The sequence below is a fragment of the Streptomyces sp. NPDC059499 genome, from assembly GCF_042749285.1.
Lineage (GTDB): Bacteria > Actinomycetota > Actinomycetes > Streptomycetales > Streptomycetaceae > Streptomyces.
Genome location: NZ_JBHYTT010000007.1, coordinates 1 through 17,374, shown reverse-complemented (window position 1 = coordinate 17,374; position 17,374 = coordinate 1). Strand labels below are relative to the sequence as shown.

Sequence of the window (17,374 nt, the reverse complement as noted above, 5' to 3'; positions counted from 1 at the left end):
GCATCGGGGCCTTTGCACCAGGTCGCATCAGGCCGGAACCGTGCGTTTCGGGAGCGGCACCCAGGCACCACGGGCACCTGCGGCCACGACAGGGCCAAGGAAGGGCTATGGGGTACCAAAGCGATCGTTTGCGCAGGTGGGGGGAATATCGTGGTGGTGTCGGGTACCGGTGGCACGAGGAGGAGATCGCTGATGGACACCAGTGGGCACAGAGGTGACGGTGAGATCGCGACGACCACGGACATCGACCGCAGCGATCCCGACTACCGTGCCTGGCTCAAGGAAGCCGTGCGCAAGGTCCAGGCGGACGCCAACCGGTCCGCGGACACCCACCTCCTGCGCTTCCCGCTGCCCGAGCAGTGGGGCATCGACCTCTACCTCAAGGACGAGTCGACGCATCCCACGGGCAGCCTCAAGCACCGGCTCGCTCGTTCGCTCTTCCTCTACGGGCTCTGCAACGGCTGGATCCGCCGCGGGAAGCCGGTCATCGAGGCGTCCAGCGGCTCGACAGCCGTCTCGGAGGCGTACTTCGCGAAGCTGATCGGTGTCCCGTTCATCGCGGTGATGCCCCGCACCACCAGTCCCGAGAAGTGCCGGCTGATCGAATTCCACGGCGGACAGTGCCACTTCGTCGACGACTCGCGGAAGCTGTACGAGGAGTCCGCGGCCCTCGCCGCCCGCACAGGCGGCCACTACATGGACCAGTTCACCTACGCCGAGCGGGCCACCGACTGGCGCGGCAACAACAACATCGCGGAATCCATCTACCAGCAGCTCAGGCTGGAGCGGTACCCGGAGCCCGCCTGGATCGTCGCCACGGCCGGAACCGGCGGTACCTCGGCGACCATCGGGCGCTACGTCCGCTACATGCAGCACGACACGAAGATCTGCGTACCCGACCCGGAGAACTCCTGTTTCTTCGACGGGTGGACCCGGCACGACCCCCTGGCGACCAGCGACTGCGGTTCACGCATCGAGGGCATCGGCCGGCCCCGCATGGAGCCGAGTTTCGTACCCGGCGCCATCGACCGGATGATGAAGGTGCCGGACGCGGCGAGCATCGCGGCCGTGCGCGCACTGGAGCGGGCCATCGGCCGCAAGGCCGGCGGATCCACCGGCACCGGACTGTGGAGCGCGTTCAAGCTCGTCGCGGAGATGGTCGGCCAGGGCAGCACCGGGAGCATCGTCACGCTGTTCTGCGACCCGGGCGAGCGCTACCTCGACAAGTACTACTCCGACAGCTGGCTGAGCGAGCAGGGCCTGGACATCGACCCGTACACGCGGACCATCGACCACTTCCTGGCCACCGGTACATGGCCCGCCTGAACCGGGCCCGTTCGTTCTCGTCGTAGCCCGTCCGGTGAGTCGTCCTCAGTGGGTGCTTGGGATCTCCAGCGCGTGACCGAGAAGGTTCACCGCGTTGGCTGTGATGCGACGTCCGGTCAGGTGAGACGGTGCGGTCGGTCCTGGCCGAACGTTTCGCCGGCGAACCCCGGACGGGCCTGAGGCGAGCCCCGGCCATGTGGAACCGGGCGCTCGGGGCCGCACGTCCCCCCGTACATGTTGACCATCCTGGGGATACTCTTCGCCGTCGCGCCCGCCGTCGTGTGGAAGACGATCGCCCGCACCCGTCCTGTCGGCTTCGCGATCGGCGGCGCGCTGCTCGCCGGAGCCGGTCTGCTGATCAGCGTCCAGCAAAGATGGATCGACGTCCCTCGGCTCGACGTCCATCTCCTGTTCACGGCTCTCGCGCCCCTGCTCATCGCCTGTGGCGTGGGACTGGAAGGACGGCACGAGAACTGCCCTTCCCCGGAATGGATCTCCCGCCGCAACGGAGCGATCGGCTTCCTGGGGATGCAGTTCTCTCTCACCCTCGTGGTCGGCATCCTTTACGCGCTGATGATCAGCGAAGGCTCGGACGCCCCGTCGTCCAGAGCCCTCCCCTCATTGCCACCCGGCATCACCATTGATGAGGAAGGCACCAGTTGCGGTTCCGGCGGCTGCTGGCGCGTCGCGAAGGTCATCAGCGAGGACGGCCTGTCCCGCCCGGAGATCATCCGCGAACTGGGCCTCCAGCAGGAGCGCTGCCGCTCCAGCGGGTGGCTGCTCGACTGGCGTGACGTGTGCGTCGGAGCCAGGGACAACGGCGAGAACGTCACCGTCTACGCCGGCTGGGGATCCTGAAAAGCGCTTCGTCCTTATGAGGTCTGATCCTGTCGGGTCTAAGGACTGTCGAGCAGAGTGTCCAGCACCCGCCCGAAGACCCGGCGGCCCGCAGTCGAGAGCAGCGGATCACCCCACCCGGGCAGCAGCCTCACGCGCAGTTCCTCGACCCACACCACGTGCGACCCCGCGACAGTCGGCCGGACATCGATCGACGCCCTGCCCAGCACGACCCGGCCGTGCTTCTCCAGTCGGCAGATCCCGGCACGGCCGGCCACCGGCGGCGTCCACCGCACCACTTCCATCGGATCGTCGAACCCGAACGGCCCGATACCCGTACGGGCCACGAAGACCGTCCCCACCCGTGTCGGTGGACCGGTCGGGACGGTGACCGACGTCATCGGCACCGGTCCGGCGTGGGCCTCCCAGTCGGTCACCCGACGCCAGGCCTCGGCGGCGGGGAGGGGAGTGAAACGCTCGATCCGGAAGACGGCCACGGCCCGATCCTAGGACGTCCGCGGCCCGTCGGAGGCGGAGCGGAACCCACGCGTTCCCGGAGCGCGGCTACTGGGGCGCGGAATCGCCCGCCACGACCAGCCCCGGCAGATGCTCCTCGATCTCCTGCCGGGCGCCGTCCGGCAGCCCCGAGTCCGTGACGAAGGAGTCCACCTCGTCCAGCGTCGCGAACGAACTCAGGCCGACCGTGCCCCACTTGGTGTGATCGGCCACCACCACGACCCGTCGCGCGGCCCGCACGAAGCGGCGGTTCGTCTCGGCCTCCGCGAGGTTCGGGGTCGAGAGACCGGCCTCCACGGAGATCCCGTGCACCCCGAGAAACAGCACATCGAAGTGGAGCGAGCCGATCGCGCGGTCCGCGACCGGCCCGACGAGGGAGTCCGAAGGCGTGCGCACCCCGCCGGTCAGCACCACGGTGGCCGATCCGGTCCGGGGGCCACCTCCCGACGTCGGCCGCTGGGCGTCGTGGAACACGTCTGCGACCCGCACCGAATTCGTCACCACGGTCAGGGACGGAACGTCCAGGAGATGCCGGGCCAGCGCGAACGTGGTCGTGCCGCCGGACAGGGCGATCGCGCTGCCCGGCACGGCCATGGCCGCCGCCGCCCGCGCGATGTCCTCCTTGGCACTGAGCTCCAGCGTCGACTTGGCCTCGAACCCGGGCTCGTGCGTACTCGCTTCGACGAGCGGCACAGCTCCGCCGTGCACCTTCTCGATGACGCCCTGGCGGGCCAGCGCGTCCAGGTCCCGGCGGATGGTCATGTCGGAGACATTCAGCCTGCGGGTCAGCTCGTTGACCCGGACCCCGCCGCGCTTGCGCACCTCGTCGAGGATGAGCGCGCGCCGCTGTTCCGCGAGCAGATTCTGGTTCTCGCTCAACGCCGGGTCCGTTCCCTTCCCTCTGGCCGCAGGTCCGACACCGGCCTGCGGGACGCCCTCATCCTGCCACGCGGCCCTGCCGGCCGTGTCACTGGGGAGATTCGGTGAGAGCGATGCGGCAGGCCCCCTTTGTCGGCGATGGTGGTGACTGCGCGTCAGCCCGGCGCTCCGCGCCGTGCCCCCCGTCCCTTCCCCGCCGTCCGACGGACCGGCGGGACCAGAGAGCGAGCAGACGACCTTGCCCCCTGCCACCCAGGCCCCGCAGAGCACCGGGGCAGCGCTGGAACTGCTCGTCCACGGCGTAGGCGGAGCCACTCCCCAGGAGATGCTCGGCGACCCCCGTACGACCAGGATCACCGGTGACGCGACGGCCGCCATCTACCGGCGTACCGAGGACATCGAGGCCGAGCAGCACCCCGAACGTCATGGGGACCGGCCCGTCGCCGAGGCCTACTGCTGGTCCAACCTCACCTCGGGCAACGGCTCCCGTGCCCTGTGGCTGCTGCTGCTCCCCTTCATGGTGGTCAACCTCGCCCACTGGATGCGGCCCACCGCACCGGGCCGCACCGCGTCGGTGCGGCTGTACGGCATGGTGGTGCGGCTCATCGCGCTCAGCCTGACCGTGCTGCTGACCGCCGCGGTCTGCGAGGTCGCCCTCGACCTGGTGGCCTGGCAGTGCGCGGGCGCACCGGAGTGCTCCGGCCGGCGGTCCTGGCTCGGGTTCCTGTCGACGGAGCAGGGCGGCTGGTGGTCCCAGCCCGGACGCCGGCTCGCGGTCGCCGCACTCGTGCCGACGGCCCTGGTCGCACTGCTCTGGTACCTGTCCAACCGCACCTGGAGCGCGTACGAATCGCAGCGACCGCTGAGCTGGGACGAACCCGGGGAGGACTCGGCACACACGCCGGAGACCTCCGCGTCCGCCGCACCACCGGTCCGTCCCGCCCTGGGCCGGCCCGGGTTCTGGTACGGCCGCCGACTGGTCGCCCGGCTGCGGGCCGCCCACACGGCCGCCGGATTCCTCACCGTCGCAGCCGCGGTGGGGGGAGCCGCCGCCCGGCACGACCGGTCCGCCGACGGGCCCGTGCCCGCTGTGATCGGCGGGCTGTTCGAGGCGGCTCTCGCCGTGTGCGCCCTTGTGGTGGTCGCGGTGGTCTGCCGCCGGGGCCGCAGCGAGCGGCGCCTCGACAACGCCCTCGACCGCGCCGTCATCACCCTGCTGCCGGGGACGGCGCTCGCCCTGCTGCTCGCCGGCACGGTCTACGCGGCGTGGTCCCGCCCCGCCTGGGCGTCCTCGGGAACCCTCCCCGGCGAGACCGCCTTTCGCGTCCTCGCCGTCGGACAGGGCGTTCTCGTCGTCCTGCTCGCCGTGGTGGCGCTGAGCCTGTACCACCGCATCCCCGAGCCGCGCACGACCCTCCACGGCCTCGGAGGGCCCGCCGTGGCCATGCTCGCCTGTGCGCTCGGCGGTGTGATGACCGGCGGGGTCGCCCAGCGTGTCGCCGACTGGCTCGACGGCTCCGGTACACCCGGCATGGGCGCCGGCTCGACCATAGAGGGGCCGCCCGTACTCCTCAGCTGGCAGGCCTCCGTCATCCCCGTCCTGCTGCTGCTCCTGCTCGTCCCCCTCGCCTGGCTGGCCGTCCGCACCGGGCTGCGCGCCCGCCGGCTGGGACCCGAGGTCGAGGCGGAGTACGAACAGGCGCGGCCCGACCGCGCCCGCACCCGGGCCATCGCGGGCACCAGGGCCACGGCGGCCCTCACCGACTCCGCACCCTGGCTCGTCGCCCTGGTCTCGGGCGCCACCCTGCTCCTCGGCGCCGGAGCGGTCGCCGGGTCCTGGCTCACCGGCGAGGTGCCCGGCCGGGCGATGGACGGAGCGGTTCCCCTCGTCGAATCGCTCGCCGAGGCGGCCCAGTCGACCGGTTCCTGGATGATCGGCTTCGGGTTCGTCCTGTTCGTCACCTGGGGCCGCCGCGCCTACCGCGACGTGTCCGCCCGGCGCACGATCGGCATCCTCTGGGACGTCGGCACGTTCTGGCCGCGCGCCGCCCATCCCTTCGCGCCGCCCTGCTACGCCGAGCGTGCCGTGCCCGACCTGTCGTCCCGGATGTCCGCCTGGACGGCGCGCACCCGGGGCCGGCTCGTCATCTCGGGCCACTCCCAGGGCAGCGTCCTGGCGGCGTCCGCGGTCTGGCAGCTGCCCGACGCGACGCGGCGCCGGGTCGCGCTCCTCACCTACGGCTCACCGATCGAGCGGCTCTACGGGCGCTGGTTCCCCGCCTACTTCGGACCGGTACCCCTGGACGGGCTGCACCGGTCCGTGCACTGCTGGCGCAACCTCTGGCGGGCGACGGACCCGATCGGCGGTCCCGTCCGCATCGACGAGAGCCAGGGACCCGAGGTGGACCGCGGCCCGCTGAAGGACCCGCTGGTCTACGGCCGCACCCCTGAACACCCGCTGCCCGAACCGATCCTGGGGCACTCGGACTACCAGGCCGACCCGGTCTTCGCCGTCGAGCGGGCCGCGCTCCTGGAACGGCTCGGACCGGTGGTGCCCCACCAGACCGGCGGGGAGACTCAGGGGAGCTCGGGAAGGTCCTCCGGATAGAGCAGCGTGAGGTCGTCCGTACTCGGCTCGGCGAGCTGGGCGACCCGGCCGGCATGCCGCTCGACCATCGACTCGAAGGTCTGGCGGGCCGTGCGGCCGTTACCGAAGGCGGGGCCCTTGGGAAGCGCTGTGAAGTACTTGAGCAGCGCTTCCCCGGCCCCGTCGGCGAGGCTGTACTCGTGCTCCTCGGTCTGCTGCTCGACGATCCGCAGCAGCTCCTCGGGAACATAGTCACTGAAGGTGATGGTCCGTGAGAAACGCGACGCGACACCCGGGTTGACGGTGAGGAAGCGCTCCATCTCGTGCGTGTACCCCGCCACGATCACGACGACGGCGTCCCGGTGGTCCTCCATCAGCTTCACCAGCGTGTCGATGGCCTCCCGGCCGAAGTCCCGGCCCGAGTCCTCCGGCGACAGCGCGTACGCCTCATCGACGAACAGGACTCCGCCGCGGGCCCGTTCGAAGGCCTCCTGCGTGCGGATCGCGGTCGAGCCGATGTGCTCGCCGACCAGGTCGACCCGGGACACCTCCACGAGATGACCGTGCTCCAGCACACCGAGCGACGCCAGGATCTCGCCGTACAGACGGGCCACCGTCGTCTTGCCCGTACCGGGGGAGCCGGTGAACACGAGGTGCCTGCGCACCGACGCCGCCTTGAGGCCCGCCAGCCTGCGGCGCCGGCCGACCTCGATCATGTCGGTCAGGGCACGCACCTCGCGCTTGACGCTGTCCAGACCCACCAGCGCGTCCAACTCCCCGAGGACGGCACCCGAATCGCGCACCGGCTCCGCCGGGGCGGCCGGGGCGGCGGGCTCGGCGGCACGTTGTCCCGGCATCGCAGAGAGCAGGCCGGGCGTCGACTGGGTCGCCGTCAGGACCGGAGGGGCCGGGGCAGTGGCACCGCGCAGTCCGCTCTCGTCGCTGGTGCAGTCCTTCACCACCGGACCGCCGCTGAGCCCGTCGCCCGGGGAGCCGGAGCCCTCCGCGAACTCGTACCCGCCGCGGGCGCACCGCTCGGTGCGGCAGCGGGTGAGCGTGGAGCGGCAGCCGTCCATGACATGGAAGCCGTAGCCCTCGCTGCCGGTGACACGGCAGGTGTCGAAGGTGCCGCGGCCCTCGGCGGAGACGTAGAAGCCGGCCTCCGCGGGCGAGGTGACCGTGCAGCGCTCGATCGTCGGGTCGGCACCCTTGGTCACGATGACGCCGGTCTGGGCGGCGTCGATGGTGCAGTTGTTCAGGGTTCCGCCGCTGCCGTGGTCGCGGAACCAGGCTCCGGTCGACGCTTCTCGGATCCGGCAGTCGTCGAGCTGGGCGGTGGCACCGTCGCTCACCGACACCGCCGTGTTGCGGATCTGGGACAGGTCGCTGTCCACCACGTCGGCACGCGAACCCCGGTCCAGGACGAAAAGGGCATCGGGTACGTCGTGGACGCGGCACGAATCGAGTATCACGGTGGCGCCGTCGCTGACCCACACCGCCGGGTAGTCGCCCGTGCTGTCGTGGATCTCGCACTGGTTGGCATCGACACGGGTGCCCGGGTCCCAGACCGACAGGCCGTTGCGGCCGAACCGGCGCACGGTCGAGCGGGTCAGCGTGAGAACGGAGCGGGACCGCAGGTCGACCGCGTTCTCCGGGATGTCGTGAATGTCGCAGTCGGCGAGCGTGAGGACCGCGTCGGTGTCCAGCGTGACCCCGTCCGCGGACGTGCGGTGCACGGTGCAGTCGGTGAGATGCGCGGTGCCGCGGGCCGTGACCTGTACCCCGCTGCCCTTGATCTCGTACACCTCGCAGCCCACGGCCTCCAGACCGCTGCCCTCGCCGGTCACGCTCAGCCCCGCACCGGAGGCGTGGTGGACACGGCACCGCTCGAGCCTCGGATGCGCCCCGTCGCGGACCGAGACGCCGGACTGCCCGGCCGACACGATCTCGCACTCCTCGAACACGCCCCCGGCACCGTCGAGTACGGCGATGCCGACGCCGGCCGGGTTGTCGACGGTACAGCGGCGCACGGTGGGCCGGGCCGCGCCCCGTACCTCTATCCCGGCGGCCGACCGGGTCACGACACGCAGATCCGAGAGCTCGGGCGCGCCCTCCTCGACGAGCAGCGCCGGGGCGGCGGAATCCTGGCCCTCCACATGAAGATCCTGGATCACCGCCGATGCGCGCACCGTCAGGGGTACGCCGTCGGCCGGCGCGATCCGCACGGAACCGACGGATCCCTCGGGGCCGCGCAGGGTCACCGCGCGGTCGACGACGAGATTCTCCCGGTAGGTACCCGGGGCGATGGTGAGGACGTCACCGTCCGCTGCGGCCTCCAGGGCTGCGGTGAGGGAAGCGTATTCGCCCGTGCGGCGGCGCCATCGCGATGTGCCGGTGTGCGTCACCTGGACCGTGCCCTGTGCCATGGTGCTGCTGTGCCCCCACCTCGTGCCGTGTGCGCTGCCTCGTGCCTGTCCGCAAGCCTGTGCGACGCCGGTGCCACCGGCCGCACCGCAGCTCCGGGCCCGCCTGCCGAGGAGTCGGGCGGGCCGGTCCACCGTAGCGCGCGCGGCGGACGCGAGTTGACGAGTCGGCTGCTCATGGGGTCCGTGAAACAGATGTAGCGGCCCGGCACTCGGCATCCGTACCGGTGGGTTCAGCTGCCCGTCCCGGTCCGGCCCCAGTCCGGACCGGTTTCGGCCCAGGCCCTGTCGAGCCGACCGTACCGCCGTTGCATCATGCGCCATACGGCCAGTCGGCGTGCGGTTTCCACCAGACCGGCAGCGACCAGGGTCGCGCCGATTCCGGCCAGAACGGCATGGGTGCGCGCCGTCGACGTGTCCATCGGGCGAGCCACCGGGCGGCCTCCGTCGTCCGTCCAGATCCGTATCCGCTCCCCGGGGGCGGTGACCGCGGACGCCACGGACACCCTGCCGGTGCGGGCCGTACCGTCCGGGGCCTTCCACCGGGCCACCGCGGAGGATTGCGCGGTGCCTTCCGCCACGGCCGCCTCGGGGTTCTGGGCGAAGCGCGAGACACCGGAGGGCCCGCGCACGACGACCGCGGTGGTGAGGTGCCGCTGCGCGTGCTGCGCGCGCACTGCCCGCTGTAGGGCTTCGTCGGTGAGGGAACCACACATCCAGCCGAGCACCGGGGCGGCGATCAGCATCAGCAGCAGTGCTGCCAGTGCCCCCCATGCCTCGTGGCGGTCGGTGGGCCTGCACAGGGGATTGTGCCGCCACCGCCGGATTCCCAGGACCGCTCGCACAGTCATCCACCCCCTTCCGTATCCGTCATAACCCGGTACGGCATCGATCACCTGCTGGGGAAGCGAAGAGAGAGCAACCTCACGCCGCCCAACGCCCGGGACGCTCCGGGGAGTTCCCGGCCGGCGCGAGGTGGCACGACGTTCAGCCGAGGATCCGCAGCGGGTCCCCGACCCGGATCACTCCGGTGCCTTCAGGGATCAGATTCTGGCCGAAAAGGAGATCCCTTCCCACCAGACGATGGCGGGCCAGCGTGCGCAGGGGCTCCTTGCCGCGCTTCGACGTCCGCTGGTCGGTCGTGGTCACGATGCAGCGGCCGCAGGGCTTCGCCACGCGGAAGGTGACCTCCCCGATCGCGATCCGGCCCCAGTCGTCCTCGGCCCACGGGGCCGTTCCGTCCACGACCACGTTCGGCCGGAAGCGGTTCATCGGCAGCGGGCCCTCTTCGGGGTGGTCACCCCGTGCCACGAGTGCGTTGAGCGCATCCAGCGAGGCGCGCGAGGTGAGAAGGAGGGGGTAGCCGTCGGCGAACGAAACCGTCTCGCCCGGGCGGCCGAACGCCGGATCGACCGGCCTGCGGTGCGACGGCGCGTCGAGATGGACGAGCCGGACCTCCGCACCGAGGCGTGCGCCGAACCAGGCGTGAGCGGCCCCGGCCGCCTCCACCACCTCGACCTTGTCCCTGAAGAGCTCCGCGCCCACGGTGCAGACCGGCTCCGGCACGTCCACGGTCAGCGGTGCACTCCCCGGCGCCGAGACGATCACCCCGCCACCTGGCAGGGGCCTCGCGGACAGCTGGGCCATGCCGGGCTGCTGACGCTGGGTGACCACCTTGCCCCGGCTGTCGATCAGCATCCAGCGACGGTCGCCTTCGAGTCCCCATGGCTCGACGACGGCCTGCTCGGCCGCACACGCTGCCAGCGACTTGACCGGGTGGACGTGGACAGCCCTGAGTACGGGAGAGACCATGCGTCCAGTCTGCCAGTCCTGTCCGACAGCGGGCAGGAGCGCCTGCTCAGTACCCCCGGCCCTGATACGGACGGTTGTACGGGTCCTCGTACGGGGACGGAGTCGGGGCGGGCCGGGGCGAGGCCGGGCGCATCGACTCGTAACCCGTACCCGGGCGCTGCGGCTGCTGCTGCTGGTAGCCGCGCGGCGCCGAGGGCTGCTGCGGGATGTACGGGGCGGGTGCGTGCTGCAGGTGTGCGGGCTGCATCGGCGCGTGCTGCATGCCCGCGTTCTGGTACTGCGGCTGCGGCGCCTGCTGCGGGTAGCCGTACGACCCGCTGGACGGGGCCGCGGGCAGGGCGGGAAGCGACGACGGCAGGGCCGGCAGATAGCTGTTGCCCGTGTCGTACGCGGCGGGGACTCGGATCGGTGCGATCTGAGGAGTACCCCGCTCGGCGACCAGGGAGTCGTAGATCGGGGTGTCGGGGAACGACGGCGCGGCGTAGTAGCCGCCGCCGTAGGTGGAGCGGGGGGAGGTCATGACACATAAGTTAAGCCCACGATGTGCTGGTTGGGGAGTCCGATAAGAGGGTTGTTTTGTGCGTTGTGAGTGAACCGCGTTCCCCAATGCGAGCGAACTTGGCAAAAAGGGGCACCGAGGCGCGTTGTGATCGTGTAAAGAGCGAGTTCACAGGGGGTTACCGGCGGGTCGCGGGGAGCAGTCTCCGCCGTACTGTGGGCTCCCCGGCGGGCCGGGGATTAGGTTGTCGTGAAACTCTCCGGGCAGCCGGACTCGTGATGGGGGCGAGCATGACCATGCAAAAGGGAACCAATGTTCCTGTGCCGGCTCAGGTCGTACAGGTCGAATTGGGCTGGCGAACCTCCCCAGGGGCGCCGGACGTGGATGCCTCGGCGCTCCTTCTCGTGTCGGGAAAGGTACGCAGCGACGCGGACTTCGTCTTTTACAACCAGCCGGCACACGCATCCGGCGCGGTGCGCCACGAGGGCAAGCGGACGGCCGGTGACGCGGTCACGGACAGCCTCGTGGTCGATTTCGCGGCGGTGGAGCCGGCGATCGACCGCGTGGTCGTCGTGGCCTCGGCGGACGGCGGCACCTTCGGCCGGGTGACAGGCCTCTACGTGCGGATCGTGGACTCGGTGAGCGGCTCCGAGATCGCGCGCTTCGAGAGCGCGGACGCGACGGTCGAGACCGCGTTCATTCTCGGCGAGCTGTACCTGCGGCAGGGCGCGTGGAAGTTCCGGGCCGTAGGACAGGGGTATGACACCGGACTCGGAGGTCTGGCGACGGACTTCGGTATCTCCGTCGACGAACCGCAGCAGCCGGCACCACCTCAGCAGGCCCCCCGCCCGCAGCCGGCGCAGGCGCCCCCGGCGCCCCACCGCGCACCTCAGGCCGCCCCCGCCCCGCAGGTCGTGCCCCCGGTAGCGCCCCCCGTCACGCAGCCGGTGAGGCTGACCAAGGTCACCCTGACGAAGGAGGCGCCGTCCGTCTCCCTGTCGAAGCAGGGCGGAACCTCCGGGGCCCTGCGCGTCAATCTCAACTGGGAAGTGCGCAAGCAGTTCAAGAGCTGGGGCGCGAAACTCGGCAGGGCCGTAGCCATGCACGCCGACCTCGATCTCGATCTCTGCGCACTCTACGAACTCACCGACGGAAGCAAGGGAGTTGTGCAGGCGCTGGGAAACGCCTTCGGTGATCTCCGTCGGCCCCCCTATATCCACCTCGACGGTGACGACCGCACCGGCGCGCTCTCCACCGGCGAGAACCTCACGGTGAACCTCGACCACAAGGACCGGCTGCGCCGCGTTCTGATCTTCGTAACCATCTACGAAGGCGCCCGGAGTTTCGCCGATCTGCATGCCACCGTCACTCTGCAGCCACAGAACGGAGCGGCGATCGACTTCTCTCTCGACGAATGCACCGTGCCCTCCACTGTTTGCGCTCTCGCGCTGATCACCAACAACGGGGGAGAGCTCACGGTGCAGCGGGAGGCACGCTATCTCGTCCCGCAGCGCGGGGTGAGCCCCCAGCGGACCATCGACGCCGCCTACGGCTGGGGAATGAACTGGACCCCCGGACGCAAGTGACCCCCGGCCCATGGAGTCCGGCCTCCCACAGCCGGGTTCAGGGCTCCGGTGCGGCCTCGGGACGGGCGTACGTACGCCCCTTCCAGGCCGCACCGCGTCCGCGGTAGTGCTGCACCGCCGAGTCCACCGTCATCAAGAGGTAGAGGACGGCGGTGAACGGCAGGAGCGGCGCCAGCCACAGCGACTGACGGTAGTACCCGAGCATCGGCATGTACGTCCCCGCCATCACGGCCCACGCCGCCGCCCCCGCCCACGCGGCCACCGCATCGCCTGTCAGCAGCCCGGCCGCGAGCGTCGCCGGCGGTGCGACGTAGACGAGACCCAGCCCGAGAACGGTCCCGGCCAGCAGCAGCGGGCTGTGCCGCAACTGCGCGTACGCACTGCGCGAGACCATCTGCCACAGATCCGCGAGCCGCGGATACGGACGCGCACTGTCCACCCGCTCCGCGAGCCCCAGCCAGATCCGGCCGCCGCTGCGCTGCACCGCCCGCGCCAGCGACACGTCGTCGATCACCGCCTGCCGGATGGACTCCGGGATGCGGGCCCGTTCGGCGGCCCCGGTGCGCAGCAGCACGCAGCCGCCCGCCGCGGCCGCCGTCCGGGAACCCGCCCGGTTGACGCGGCGGAAGGGGTAGAGCTGCCCGAAGAAGTAGACGAAGGCCGGCACGACGAGCCGTTCCCAGGTGCTCGTCACCCTGAGCCGGGCCATCTGCGAAACCAGGTCGAAGCCGCCCGCCCCCTCGTCCCCGGCCGCGGCGACCAGCTCCCTCAAGCTGTCCGGCTCGTGCGCGATGTCCGCGTCGGTCAGCAGCAGGAACTCCGGCTTCCGCTGCCGGGCGAGCGCGATTCCGTGCCTCAGGGCCCAGAGCTTGCCCGTCCAGCCGGACTCGGGCTCACCCGGCGACACCACCGTCAGCGGCAGCCCCCCGTGCTTCACCGACAGCGCACGCGCGAGCTCACCGGTGCCGTCCTCGCTGCAGTCGTCGACCAGGAAGATCTCCGCGTCCCCCGGATAGTCCTGGGCGAGCAGCGACGGGAGGCTGACAGGCAGCATCTCGGCCTCGTCCCTGGCGGGCACGACCACGGCGACCGAGGGCCAGCGCACCGGCTCGGCACGCCTGGGGAGCCGCTGGTCGGTCCGCCAGAAGAACCCCTGCCCCAGCAGCAGCCACACCCACACGACCAGCGAACCCACGGCGATCCAGGCAACGGCGCTCATCCGCCGAAGTCTGCCCCACTTCGGCGGCGCCGCAAGGGCTGTCGACTATGGTGACCGGGTGAAGATCGCACTGATGGACTCGGGAATCGGCCTGCTCGCCGCCGCTGCCGTGGTGCGCCGGATTCGGCCCGACGCCGATCTGGTGCTGTCCTCGGACCCCGGATCGATGCCCTGGGGACCCCGTACCCCGGAGGACGTGACCGTTCATGCGCTCGCCGTGGCACGCGCGGCCGCGGCCCACCGGCCGGACGCCCTGATCGTCGCCTGCAACACCGCGTCCGTCCACGCGCTGCCGGCCCTGCGGGCCGAACTGGAACCCGGACTGCCGGTCATCGGCACGGTCCCCGCGATCAAGCCCGCCGCGGCGGGCGGTGGCACCGTCGCCATCTGGGCCACCCCGGCCACCACCGGGAGCCCCTACCAGCGCGGGCTGATCCGAGATTTCGCCCGATCGGTGGACGTCACCGAAGTCCCCTGCCCCGGGCTCGCCGACGCCGTACAGCATGCGGACGAGGCGGGGATCGACCGCGCGGTGGCCGCTGCCGCCGCCCTCACCCCGCCCGGCGTGACGGACGTGGTCCTGGGCTGTACCCACTACGAGCTGGTGGCCGAGCGCATCCGCGCCGCCGTTCAGCAGCCGGGCCTGCCGCAGGTCGTCCTGCACGGCTCCGCCGAGGCGGTCGCCACACAGGCGCTGCGCCGTATCGGCTGCGAACCCGCTCCGTCGGCCGAACCGGTCGGCACCCTCGCGGTCCTCCTCGGAGGACACGCCGCCGACCTGCCCGAACCCGCACTGGCCTACGCGGAGGGCCTGCTCCTCAAGGCCGTCAGCCCCGCGCTCTGACCGTCCCGCCCGGCCTGCCGGGCTCTGCGGCCCCCTCCCCGGGACGCGGAACGTGGGTACGCTGCTTGGCATGACGGACCACCCCGGCAGTGCGAGGCACGGTTCGAGCCAGGCCCCGGCCACGATCTGGACGGGCCGGGCCCGCAACCGCTTCCAGTGGCTGCTCGCGGCCGCCGGAGCGGGCTGCCTGGCGCTCGGCATCGAACTCGCTGTCGATTCGGCCTGGAGCGCCGGAATCGCCCCGCTGCTCATGTCGGTCATCGGCTGTCTCGCCGCCGGACTGATGATTCTGTTCGGGACCCTCGCCTTCGTCCACGTCGCCGTGAAGGTCGACGGCGACGCCCTCGAGGTGCGCTGCGGCCACATCGGACTGCCCAGGCGCCGGATCCTGCTCACCCATGTGGTCGGTGCGGACTTCGCCCCCCAGGTCACCCCACGCCAGTGGGGCGGCTGGGGCTACCGCTGGCGCCCCGAGCAGGGAACCGCCGTGGTGGTGCGCCGGGGTGAGGGGCTGGTGCTGAGACTCGGCGACGGCAGGACCTTCACCGTCACGGTGGACAACGCCGAAGCGGCGGTACGGTTCATCCGCGACCGGCTGCACCTGAGCACCACCGGGTCCGCGGAGTCGTAACGGCCGGAGCGGGATGCCGTTCCCACAGCCGCCCACCGTAGACTCCGCCAGGTGAGCGCCACCATCACCACCGTCGAACCGCCGTCCGCCCCCGTGTCCCGCAGCAGGAAGCTGTGGCCGCGGCTCGTCCGGCCGGCCGCAGCCGTCCTGTCCGGTGCGCTGCTCTACGCGAGCTTCCCGCCCCGGCCCCTGTGGTGGCTGGTCCTGCCCGGGTTCGCCCTGCTGGGATGGGTCCTTTTCGCACGCAGGCTGCGCGCCGCGCTGGGCCTTGGCCTCCTGGCCGGACTCGGCTTCATGCTCCCGCTGCTGCACTGGACGGGCGAAGAGGTCGGCCCCGTCCCGTGGCTCGCCCTGGCGCTCGCCGAAGCGGTGTTCATCGCCGTGGGCTGCGTAGGGATCGCCGCGGTCTCCCGGCTCGCGTACTGGCCCTTCTGGGCTGCAGCGGTCTGGGCACTCGACGAAGCGGTCCGCGCCCGCGTGCCGTTCGGCGGCTTCCCCTGGGGCAGGATCGCCTTCGGCCAGGCGGACAGCGTGTTCCTGCCGCTCGCCGCGCTGGGCGGAACCCCGCTGCTCTCCTTCGCCGTGGTGCTGTGCGGCTTCGGACTCTTCGAAGCCCTGCGACAGATCCGCGCGTACCGCGCCACCGGCACGGTGCCCCGCATCGCCGTCGCGGCGGCCGCGGCAGCCGTCGCGGTCCCGGTCGTCGCCGCCCTCGCGGCCCTGCCGCTCGTCGACGACTCCGCCGAGGACGGTACCGCGACGGTCGCCGCCATCCAGGGCAACGTGCCGCGCCTGGGGCTCGACTTCAACTCCCAGCGCCGCCAGGTCCTGGACAACCACGCGAAGCGCACGGAGCAGCTGGCCCAGGACGTGAAGGCGGGGAAGGTGCCCCAGCCGGACTTCGTCCTGTGGCCGGAGAACTCCTCCGACCTCGACCCGTACCGCAACGCCGACGCCCGCGACGTGATCGACAAGGCGGTGAAGGCCATCGGTGCCCCCACTGTCGTCGGTGCCGTGCTCGCGCCCAACACGGGGAACCTCCGCAACACCCTCATCGAGTGGGACCCGGACAACGGCCCCGTGGACACGTACGACAAGCGGCACATCCAGCCGTTCGGCGAGTACATGCCCATGCGGTCCTTCGTGCGGATCTTCAGCAAGGACGTCGACCGGGTCCAGCGCGACTTCGGGCCCGGCAGCAAGGTCGGCGTATTCGATCTGGCGGGCACCAAGGTGGGGCTCGTCACCTGCTACGAGGCGGCCTTCGACGACGCCGTCCGCGACACCGTCAAGAACGGTGGCCAGCTGATCGCCGTGCCGAGCAACAACGCGACCTTCGGGCGCAGCGAGATGACCTACCAGCAGCTGGCGATGTCCCAGGTGCGTGCGGTCGAACACGGCCGGGCGGTCGTCGTGCCCGTCACCAGCGGTGTCAGCGCGGTGATCCGGCCGGACGGCACGATCGTGCAGAAGACCGGGATGTTCACCGCGGACGCCCTGGTCGACGAGGTGCCGCTGCGGTCCTCGCTCACCCCCGCCACGCGGATGGGCCCCCTGCCCGAAGGCATCCTCGCGCTGATCGCGGTGGCCGGCCTCGGCTGGGTGGCGATCCGGTCCGCGCGTGCCAGGAACGACCGGAGCGCACGCCCCGGAACCTCCCCCGCGGCCACGTAGGCTCGCCGCATGGCTACTCCCGACTTCATCCGCGAGATCCGCGCCACCGCCGGACACCAGTTGCTCCTGCTGCCGGGCATCACCGCGATCGTCTTCGACGACGAGGGCCGAGTCCTGCTCGGCCGACGGTCCGACACCGGCCAATGGGCCGTCATCGGCGGTATCTCCGAGCCCGGTGAGGAGCCCGCGGCGACCGCGGAACGGGAGGTCTACGAGGAGACCGCGGTGCACTGCGTCGCGGAGAGGGTGGTGCTCACCCAGGCGCTGCAGCCCGTGCAGTACGACAACGGCGACCGGTGCCAGTACCTCGACATCACCTTCCGCTGCCGGGCCACCGGCGGCGAGGCACGGGTGAACGACGACGAGTCGCTGGAGGTGGCGTGGTTCCCCGTCGACTCCCTGCCGCCGCTCAACGAGTTCTCGCTGTTCCGGATCAAGCAGGCCCTCACCGACGGCCCCACCTGGTTCGAACCCACTCCCGTGCCAGGCGCCTGACCGGGCGCGACGCCGAGGGGCCGGCCACCACCCGACGGGTGGTGGC

General features: G+C 71.4%; 15 protein-coding genes. 8 read left to right on the top strand and 7 right to left on the bottom strand.

Annotated features, from left to right (window positions below; genetic code table 11):
• Positions 1 to 192: 192 nt before the first annotated feature.
• Both ACFW9O_RS18035 and ACFW9O_RS18030 read left to right on the top strand, forming a co-directional pair.
• On the top strand, positions 193 to 1,326 hold the full coding sequence (locus ACFW9O_RS18035) for a PLP-dependent cysteine synthase family protein (protein ID WP_384610431.1): 1,134 nt from the start codon (positions 193 to 195) through the stop codon (positions 1,324 to 1,326).
• Between the two features lie 234 nt (positions 1,327 to 1,560).
• The gene (locus tag ACFW9O_RS18030; protein WP_384610429.1) at positions 1,561 to 2,184 is read left to right on the top strand and encodes a hypothetical protein; all 624 of its coding nucleotides are present in this window, start codon (positions 1,561 to 1,563) and stop codon (positions 2,182 to 2,184) included.
• A 38-nt stretch (positions 2,185 to 2,222) separates the two neighbouring features.
• Here the strand turns inward: ACFW9O_RS18030 and ACFW9O_RS18025 are convergent, their stop codons facing one another.
• Entirely contained in the window at positions 2,223 to 2,660 is a 438-nt protein-coding gene (locus ACFW9O_RS18025) for an SRPBCC family protein (RefSeq protein ID WP_351176560.1), read from the bottom strand.
• A 67-nt stretch (positions 2,661 to 2,727) separates the two neighbouring features.
• Positions 2,728 to 3,558 (bottom strand): DeoR/GlpR family DNA-binding transcription regulator, encoded by an 831-nt coding sequence (locus ACFW9O_RS18020; RefSeq protein ID WP_351176562.1) that lies wholly within the window; start codon positions 3,556 to 3,558, stop codon positions 2,728 to 2,730.
• A gap of 238 nt (positions 3,559 to 3,796) precedes the next feature.
• Here ACFW9O_RS18020 and ACFW9O_RS18015 point away from each other — a divergent pair, with 238 nt between their 5' ends.
• Positions 3,797 to 6,166 carry a hypothetical protein gene (locus ACFW9O_RS18015; protein ID WP_384610428.1) on the top strand — a complete coding sequence of 790 codons (2,370 nt, stop codon included), beginning with the start codon at positions 3,797 to 3,799 and terminating at the stop codon, positions 6,164 to 6,166.
• On the opposite strand, the gene ACFW9O_RS18010 is transcribed toward ACFW9O_RS18015, so the two are convergent.
• From ACFW9O_RS18010 to ACFW9O_RS17995, 4 genes are all read right to left on the bottom strand, one after another.
• Positions 6,136 to 8,571, bottom strand: coding sequence for a right-handed parallel beta-helix repeat-containing protein (locus tag ACFW9O_RS18010; RefSeq protein ID WP_384610426.1), 2,436 nt, complete (start codon positions 8,569 to 8,571; stop codon positions 6,136 to 6,138). The two genes, ACFW9O_RS18015 and ACFW9O_RS18010, sit on opposite strands and share 31 nt — an antisense overlap.
• Before the next feature lie 230 nt (positions 8,572 to 8,801).
• Complete coding sequence (locus ACFW9O_RS18005) at positions 8,802 to 9,419, bottom strand: hypothetical protein (RefSeq protein WP_384610424.1); 618 nt, start codon at positions 9,417 to 9,419, stop codon at positions 8,802 to 8,804.
• A 136-nt stretch (positions 9,420 to 9,555) separates the two neighbouring features.
• Positions 9,556 to 10,380 (bottom strand): MOSC domain-containing protein, encoded by an 825-nt coding sequence (locus ACFW9O_RS18000; protein WP_384610422.1) that lies wholly within the window; start codon positions 10,378 to 10,380, stop codon positions 9,556 to 9,558.
• 46 nt (positions 10,381 to 10,426) lie between these two features.
• A complete protein-coding gene (locus tag ACFW9O_RS17995; protein WP_384610421.1) occupies positions 10,427 to 10,900 on the bottom strand; it encodes a DUF6643 family protein in 474 nt (157 codons plus the stop codon).
• Between the two features lie 257 nt (positions 10,901 to 11,157).
• Here ACFW9O_RS17995 and ACFW9O_RS17990 point away from each other — a divergent pair, with 257 nt between their 5' ends.
• The gene (locus tag ACFW9O_RS17990) at positions 11,158 to 12,465 is read left to right on the top strand and encodes a TerD family protein (protein WP_384610419.1); all 1,308 of its coding nucleotides are present in this window, start codon (positions 11,158 to 11,160) and stop codon (positions 12,463 to 12,465) included.
• Positions 12,466 to 12,502: 37 nt separating this feature from the next.
• Here ACFW9O_RS17990 and ACFW9O_RS17985 read toward each other — a convergent pair whose 3' ends face one another.
• On the bottom strand, positions 12,503 to 13,684 hold the full coding sequence (locus ACFW9O_RS17985; RefSeq protein ID WP_384610417.1) for a glycosyltransferase: 1,182 nt from the start codon (positions 13,682 to 13,684) through the stop codon (positions 12,503 to 12,505).
• A 58-nt stretch (positions 13,685 to 13,742) separates the two neighbouring features.
• Between ACFW9O_RS17985 and ACFW9O_RS17980 the strand changes: the two genes are divergently transcribed.
• The 4 genes from ACFW9O_RS17980 to ACFW9O_RS17965 all read left to right on the top strand — a co-directional run bounded on the left by ACFW9O_RS17980 (position 13,743) and on the right by ACFW9O_RS17965 (position 17,328).
• A complete protein-coding gene (locus ACFW9O_RS17980) occupies positions 13,743 to 14,528 on the top strand; it encodes a glutamate racemase (protein WP_384610415.1) in 786 nt (261 codons plus the stop codon).
• A 70-nt stretch (positions 14,529 to 14,598) separates the two neighbouring features.
• Positions 14,599 to 15,159 carry a hypothetical protein gene (locus tag ACFW9O_RS17975; RefSeq protein WP_384610414.1) on the top strand — a complete coding sequence of 187 codons (561 nt, stop codon included), beginning with the start codon at positions 14,599 to 14,601 and terminating at the stop codon, positions 15,157 to 15,159.
• Between the two features lie 51 nt (positions 15,160 to 15,210).
• A complete protein-coding gene (gene lnt, locus ACFW9O_RS17970; protein ID WP_384610412.1) occupies positions 15,211 to 16,833 on the top strand; it encodes an apolipoprotein N-acyltransferase in 1,623 nt (540 codons plus the stop codon).
• Positions 16,834 to 16,842: 9 nt separating this feature from the next.
• On the top strand, positions 16,843 to 17,328 hold the full coding sequence (locus ACFW9O_RS17965) for an NUDIX domain-containing protein (RefSeq protein ID WP_384610410.1): 486 nt from the start codon (positions 16,843 to 16,845) through the stop codon (positions 17,326 to 17,328).
• The last annotated feature ends 46 nt before the right edge of the window (positions 17,329 to 17,374 follow it).